Raw genomic sequence first — 6,745 nt, 5'->3', positions numbered from 1 at the left:
AAAGTTGTTGTAGAAGGGCAGCTTCTGCAGTTGCTCGCTGATGGCGTTAGTGATCTCTGGCTGACTGTAACCCAGGTTGCAGCACCACAGGCCAGACATGCCGTCCAGAATCTCGTTGCCATCGGAGTCGTAGATATAGATGTGTTCGGCTTTGTCAAAGATCCTGCCGCCGGTTTGTCGGTATTGCTGAAAGTCGGTAAAGGGGTGCAGGTGGTGGGATTTATCAAGCTCCTGCCAGTAAGACGTTGAGCGCGAAGGGGCCATAGAGTATCTCCCGCATTATCAGTAAGGGCCGGGACGGTCGGTAAACAAAGGCTGTTGCCTGGCCGTTGATGATGAATATAACTAACAGTGTGGCATAGCTGTCGGGAAATGGGTTTAGCTCTAAACTTGGGTGGCTCGATTTTTTACATCACTCTGACTTGCCCGGTTGCCTCTTGTGCTCTAGATTCATCGCTAGTATTTAACATGGAAAACAATGATATGGCTTCATCCTTTACTTTTGGCAGCTTTATGTTGCGATGGCTGTTTGCTTTCGTGCTGGTATTTGCTACCTACAATCCCAGTGGTTACTCCTATATCTCTTGGGCTTTGAGCTCTGAAACGCCCTTTGGTCCGATTGTCGCAATCGTCGGGGTTGTGTTGTTGATTGCCTGGGTTGTTTATCTGAGAGCCACTTTCATGGCCCTGGACTGGCTGGGCGTCATCTTGGGGGTTGCGCTGTGTGGCTGTATTGTCTGGCTGTTGATCGATTGGGGATGGCTGAGCATGGAGTCCAGAGACGCCCTTGAGTATGTGGTGTTGATCATCCTTTCCTTTATTCTCGCAGTGGGGATGTCCTGGTCTCATATTCGCAGACGCCTGAGTGGCCAGATTGATGTCGACGACGTGGAAGATTGATTGAGCGCGCTGGCTGGGTCCATTTTTGCGCCCAGCGTTGTAGTCATTTGCTTATGGAGATGGCTGCATCACACTCCTCCCGGCCTTGCTGGACCCAAAAAGGGTCTCCAGCAGGATCGTTAAATTAGTGTCAGCAGGCCTTAGAGTAGTTGGTACTTGCAGTTTCTTGATCCTGGCGCTAATCTTCTCTTCTGAAGTCGGTCAGACAGTCGCTGCCTGCCAGACCTTGTGTCTGCAGGGAGAGGAAAGTCCGGGCTCCAAAGGGTAGAACGCCAGGTAACGCCTGGGGGGCGAAAGCCTACGGAAAGTGCAGCAGAGAGCAAACCGCCGATGGCCTTTCTCTTCGGAGGAGGTGCACAGGTAAGGGTGAAAGGGTGCGGTAAGAGCGCACCGCGCAACTGGTAACAGTTTGTGGCATGGTAAACCCCGTTCGGAGCAAGACCAAATAGGCCTTCTACGGTGCGACCCGCACTGAAGGCGGGTAGGTTGCTTGAGGCTTGTGGTGACGCAAGCCCTAGATGAATGACTGTCGATGACAGAACCCGGCTTATAGACCGACTTCTTTAAATTCTGACCTTGCGAGCAGTGCGCTTTAGGCGCTGTTGGCGAGGGTTTCTGAAGGGGGTGTTCTCCCCATCTTATGTCCCTTTTTCATAAGAGACATATTCAAATCAAAGCAAATAGTCTCAAACTTAATGTATTACTTTAAGTTTGCTTTCTATCGTCTTGGTTTTATTGAGTTTCCTTGTCTTTAAAACTTTTCGGTTTTGAATGATCGCTGCAAGTTTCCCGAAATTCCCTTCTTTATTGCTGATTTTACCATCCTATTTCCTTGACTTTGCCCTGTGCAGATTTATAGTGGCAGTGTGTGGTAGAAAGTGGTTAAAAGTGTATTTTTGTGGATGATTGGTGTCGGTGAGTGGTAATCCGGACCAATCCCAACTTGGGGAAACAGCGTGTTTCAAGGCAGTCAGTCCATCAATATGGATGCAAAAGGGCGGATGGCGATACCGAGCAAGTATCGCGATCTGCTGGCGGCTGCCTGTAACGGACGTGTGGTTATCACCGCCAACCCCTATGAAAAATGTCTGAATATCTATCCCGAGCCCCAGTGGCGTGAAGTGAGCGCGAAAATCAGCGCCCTGCCAAACGGTCATAAGCAAGTGCGCCGTTTGCAGCGTCTGGTATTGGGAAATGCAACGGAATTGGAGTTGGATGGTAATGGCCGGGTGTTGTTGCCGTCCATTTTGCGTGATTACGCGAATCTGGATAAGAAACTGGTACTGGTAGGCCTGAATGAGAAGGCCGAATTGTGGAGCGAAGAAGATTGGAACGCTCTGCTGGATGAACACGACGATGCACCGCTGCCGGACGAGCTGCAGAGCTTGTCTTTATAACTTCTTAACTGTTGAGAATTGGCATGAGCGAAGAGCAACTGAGTGATAAGCACATCACGGTCCTGCTGCAAGAGGCGGTAGATTCCCTGGTGACAGATCCAGCCGGCGTGTACGTCGACGGTACCTTTGGTCGAGGCGGCCACAGTCGTTTGCTGTTGAAAAGCCTGGCAACTGAAGGTCGGCTGATTGGCATTGATAAAGACCCGGTAGCAATCGCTGCCGGTCAGCAGCTTCATGCAGAAGATCCCAGATTTGAAATTGAGCATGGTTCGTTTGCCGAGCTGCAGTCGTTTATGGCGCAGCGTGATCTGGAAGGCAAACTGGATGGTTTGTTGGTGGATTTGGGGGTGTCGTCTCCGCAGTTGGATGTTGCCGAGCGCGGATTCAGTTTCCTCAATGATGGTCCTCTGGATATGCGCATGGATACGACGCGCGGTCAGAGTGCAGCGGACTGGGTGAATGGCGCCGACGAAGAAGAGATGGTGCGGGTGTTCAAAAGCTATGGCGAAGAGCGTTTTGCCAAGCGTATTGCCAATGCCATTGTTAAGCGCCGCGTGGATCGTCCTTTCGAGAGAACTCTGGATTTGTCCAAAGTGGTCGCCGAAGCCAATCCGGCTTGGGAGAAAGGCAAAAATCCGGCAACTCGTGTGTTTCAGGCGATTCGTATCGAAATCAATAACGAACTGGGCGATCTGGAGTCTTTGCTGGATCAGGCGCTGGAAGTGTTAAAGCCTGGTGGTCGTCTGGTTGTAATCAGTTTCCACTCACTGGAAGACCGAATTGTAAAACGTTTCATTCGTCGTCAGGAGCGTGGTCTGGATGTGCCGGCGGGTTTGCCCATTATGGACTCCGAATTGAATAAACGCCTGAAATCAAAAGGCAAAGCTGTGCGTGCGCAGGACGATGAAGTCAATGCAAATGTGCGGTCACGAAGTGCAATCATGCGTGTTGCAGAAAAAATACAATAACGATTTTCTGGTGACGGTGAACAGTGGTGAGTGCTTTAAAAACTGACAAAGTTAGCGTCAAGGCTCTGAGCAGCAAGCAGCAGTGGTCTGTGTTGTTGCTGTTGTGGGTTTTGGTGTTGGCCAGTGCACTTGGCGTGGTTCGCAGTACTCACGAATCCAGAACTCGTTTAAATGAATTGGAAGTTATGCGTCGCGAAGCGGCTCAGTTGCATGTTCAGTGGGGGCAATACCTGCTCGAGCACAGCGCGTGGTCGGCCTACAGCCGTATTGAAAAGGAAGCTAAAAGTAAGCTGAATATGATTATTCCCCGAGGCGAAAAACTGGTGGTGGTGACTAAATGAGTCGCAACTCTCGCCAGACCGTTCAGACAGTGACGATTGCCCGCTGGCGCTTTGCGCTGGCGGTGTTGTTGTTGGCTGTGCTGATGGCGGCGTTGCTGTGGCACGTTGCTTTGCTGCAGGTTGTGCCGGGTGAAGATAAGGGGTTTGAGTTCCTGCAGGGGCAGGGCGATGCCCGCACTGTGCGTACCGAAGTGATTCCAGCGCACCGCGGTGTGATTACCGATCGTAAAGGTGAGCCTTTGGCGGTGAGCACTCCTTTGGTGTCGCTATGGGCGAATCCTTCAGAGCTCAAGTCGGATGCTGTTGAGGTTGCGGCTTTGGCCGAAGCTCTGGATGTTTCAGAAGTTGGCTTGCGTAAAAAGCTGGAGCGCTATCAGCACAAAGAATTTGTGTATTTAAAGCGCAATATGCCGCCTCAAAAGGCTGAGAATATTCTTGCCAACCGCTGGTCGGGTGTTTATGGCCGTACCGAATATCAGCGCTTTTATCCTGCGGGCGAAGTAACTTCACATCTGGTTGGGTTCACCAATATCGATGAACGCGGCCAGGAAGGTATTGAACTCGCCTACAACGATTGGTTATCTGGTCACTCGGGTTCCAAGCGCGTATTGAAAGATCGCAAGGGCCGAGTCATTAAAGATGATGGACAACTTAAAGCGCCTGAAGCGGGTAAAGATATTCATCTGAGTATTGATCTGCGTTTACAGTACCTGGCGTATCGGGAGCTGAAGCAGGCAGTGGCAGAAAATCAGGCATCTTCGGGCAGTCTGGTGATGTTGGATGTCAAGACCGGTGAAGTATTGGCAATGGTCAATCAGCCTTCGTATAACCCCAATGACCGCACAGGTATTAAAGTGTCGGCGCTGAGGAACCGGGCCATTACCGATCAGTTTGAACCGGGCTCTACAATGAAGCCTTTAACCGTACTGGCAGCTCTGGAAAGCGGCCGTTACCACCCGCACACCATGATTGATACCAGTCCAGGTTATATCCGTGTGGGTAAAAAGACGCTGCTGGACCCAGTTAACTACGGTGTTATTGATCTCACCAAAGTCATTACCAAATCCAGTCAGGTTGGTATCAGTAAGGTGGCTCTGGATCTGGAGCCGGATGTAGTTCGCAACATGTTTTATCGGTTGGGCTTCGGTCAGGGAACAGGTGTGGGTTTTCCTGGTGAAGGCGTCGGTGTACTGCCAAGCCGGAGTCGTTGGAGCGATATTGAACGTGCCAACTTCGCGTTCGGATATGGTATGAGCGCGACTGCTTTGCAGCTGGCCCAGGCCTACGGTGTGGTCGCGAATTACGGTGTTAAAAAACCGGTTAGCCTGTTGCGTTTGAGTGATGACAAGAAGAGTGACCTGAGTGCGGATGAGTTGGGCGATCAAGTCGTGACTTCTCAGATTTCTCACGATGTCGTGGATATGCTGAAAACCGTAATGGGCTCAACGGGTACCGCCCGTAAAGCTCAAATTGAGGCGTATCCGGCAGCCGGCAAGACTGGAACAGTTCACAAGGTCGGTAAAGAGGGATATGTCTACAACCGTTACCGTTCGGTATTTGCGGGTATGGCTCCAGCGGATAATCCTCGAATTGTGGTGGTGGTGAATATAGAAGACCCGTCTTCCGGTAAATATCACGGTGGCGAAGTCGCTGCTCCGGTGTTTTCCAAAGTGGCGGAAGGGGCTCTACGTTTGATGCATGTACCGCCAGAAGTGAATCATCAAGAGAAAGCGAAAGTGGCTAGTGAACCGAAAAACCATCGGGAGCCCTTATCGTGATGAGCCAGCACGTCGGAACGACTTATCCAACCCTCGGGCAATTGCTGCCCGACTTGTCGTTGTCAGCATTAGAAGATCATCCGGTGGGTCCGCTTGTATTGGATAGTCGTCAAGTAAGCCGTGGAGACACCTTCGTGGCGCTATCTGGCTCTGAGCTGAATGGAACAAAATTTATTGATGCTGCGCTGACGAATGGTGCGGCTCTGGTTTTGTCGGAAGGGGATGCGGAAGCCTCATCGGCGTTGGCTGACGGTGTTTGCCATATTGCCTTACCAAATTTACGTCAACGGCTCAGTTCGCTGGCGGGTAGCTGGTATGGCAATCCATCGCGGGACATGTCGATGGTGGCCATCACTGGTACAAACGGAAAAACCACCTGTAGCCATTGGTTAGCACAGTTATTGAATACCGAAGACTCCCCGGCGGGCTCTGTAGGCACGCTTGGGTATGGCCTGGTTGGCAGCACGATGATCAATACCGGTCTGACTACTCCTGACGCCATAGCAGCTCAGCGAGTGCTATCAGGGTTGCGTGATGAGGGCGCCAAATTCGTGGTGATGGAGGCTTCTTCTCATAGTTAGGATCAGGGGCGGGTTGCGGCAGTCGAGTTTGACGTTGCCGTCTACACCAATATTGGTCGTGATCATCTGGATTACCACGGTGATATGGCCAGCTACGTTGCCAGCAAAGCACAGCTTATGGCATTCGAGAGCCTGCGCGCGGCCGTTATTAACGTCGACGACGTATTTGCCGGGACGTTTATGCAGGCACTGTCAGATAACACTCAGTTGCTGACCTACGGTTTACGTGAAGAGGCAGATTTTAGCTTTGACGCTATTCAGTATTCACCGGAAGGTGTCACTGCGAACTTGTGCACTCCGGAAGGCCAGTTTCCTGTGAATCTGTCCGTTTGGGGTGAGTTTAATTTGCAAAACCTGCTGGCAATCGTCGCCAGTGGATGTGCTCTGGGTCTTCCGGCTCGGAAATTGGTTGCGAAGCTGCAAGACTTGGAACCAGTGGCGGGGCGTCTGGAATTGGTCAGTAAAGATGCTGAGCTGACGGTATTGGTGGATTTTGCCCATACCGCTGACGCACTTGAATCGGTGTTGTCTGCCATTCGTCAGCACAGCAAGCAGCGTCTTTGGTGCGTGTTTGGTTGTGGTGGTGATCGCGATACCGGCAAGCGCCCCTTGATGGCCGCTGTCGCAGAAAAAATTGCGGATGAGATTGTGTTGACCAGCGATAATCCCCGCACTGAAAACCCAGACAGTATTCTGGATGATGTGATGGTTGGTTTTGATCATCCAGAACGTGTTCATCGAATGACAGATCGTGAGGCTGCGATTCAGTTCGCTATAAGT

General features: G+C 51.4%; 6 protein-coding genes, 1 other RNA gene and 1 pseudogene. 7 read left to right on the top strand and 1 reads right to left on the bottom strand.

The genetic code is table 11. From position 1 onward, the window contains the following. The coding region (locus tag ACTG33_RS15255; protein WP_439136082.1) for an aminotransferase class III-fold pyridoxal phosphate-dependent enzyme at positions 1 to 264 on the bottom strand (264 nt) is incomplete at its 3' end. Between the two features lie 204 nt (positions 265 to 468). Here ACTG33_RS15255 and ACTG33_RS15250 point away from each other — a divergent pair. From ACTG33_RS15250 to ACTG33_RS15220, 7 genes and pseudogenes are all read left to right on the top strand, one after another. After that, on the top strand, positions 469 to 900 hold the full coding sequence (locus ACTG33_RS15250; RefSeq protein ID WP_439136081.1) for a DUF6524 family protein: 432 nt from the start codon (positions 469 to 471) through the stop codon (positions 898 to 900). 193 nt (positions 901 to 1,093) lie between these two features. Next, positions 1,094 to 1,466, top strand: an RNA gene (gene rnpB, locus ACTG33_RS15245) — RNase P RNA component class A. Positions 1,467 to 1,856: 390 nt separating this feature from the next. Further along, a complete protein-coding gene (gene mraZ, locus ACTG33_RS15240) occupies positions 1,857 to 2,297 on the top strand; it encodes a division/cell wall cluster transcriptional repressor MraZ (RefSeq protein WP_439136080.1) in 441 nt (146 codons plus the stop codon). 23 nt (positions 2,298 to 2,320) lie between these two features. Beyond that, entirely contained in the window at positions 2,321 to 3,265 is a 945-nt protein-coding gene (gene rsmH / locus ACTG33_RS15235) for a 16S rRNA (cytosine(1402)-N(4))-methyltransferase RsmH (RefSeq protein WP_439136079.1), read from the top strand. A 26-nt stretch (positions 3,266 to 3,291) separates the two neighbouring features. Then, positions 3,292 to 3,606, top strand: a complete 315-nt coding sequence (ftsL, locus tag ACTG33_RS15230; RefSeq protein ID WP_439136078.1) for a cell division protein FtsL — start codon at positions 3,292 to 3,294, stop codon at positions 3,604 to 3,606. Continuing rightward, complete coding sequence (locus ACTG33_RS15225) at positions 3,603 to 5,384, top strand: peptidoglycan D,D-transpeptidase FtsI family protein (RefSeq protein ID WP_439136077.1); 1,782 nt, start codon at positions 3,603 to 3,605, stop codon at positions 5,382 to 5,384. The genes ftsL and ACTG33_RS15225 overlap by 4 nt, the downstream gene beginning before the upstream one ends. Continuing rightward, positions 5,384 to 6,745: pseudogene (locus ACTG33_RS15220) on the top strand (UDP-N-acetylmuramoyl-L-alanyl-D-glutamate--2,6-diaminopimelate ligase); the annotation flags it as partial. The gene ACTG33_RS15225 and the pseudogene ACTG33_RS15220, both read left to right, overlap by 1 nt.

Source organism: Pseudomaricurvus sp., from assembly GCF_965662505.1.
Classification (GTDB): domain Bacteria; phylum Pseudomonadota; class Gammaproteobacteria; order Pseudomonadales; family Cellvibrionaceae; genus Pseudomaricurvus.
Note: the sequence above shows the minus strand (reverse complement) of the source record. Positions and strands in the feature narration are given on the sequence as shown.

Excerpts from the sequence above, each read along its gene's own strand:
- ACTG33_RS15225 (WP_439136077.1), top strand. The coding sequence starts at position 3,603 with ATGAGTCGCAACTCTCGCCAGACCGTTCAGACAGTGACGATTGCCCGC.
- ACTG33_RS15250 (WP_439136081.1), top strand. The coding sequence starts at position 469 with ATGGAAAACAATGATATGGCTTCATCCTTTACTTTTGGCAGCTTTATG.
- rsmH (WP_439136079.1), top strand. The coding sequence starts at position 2,321 with ATGAGCGAAGAGCAACTGAGTGATAAGCACATCACGGTCCTGCTGCAA.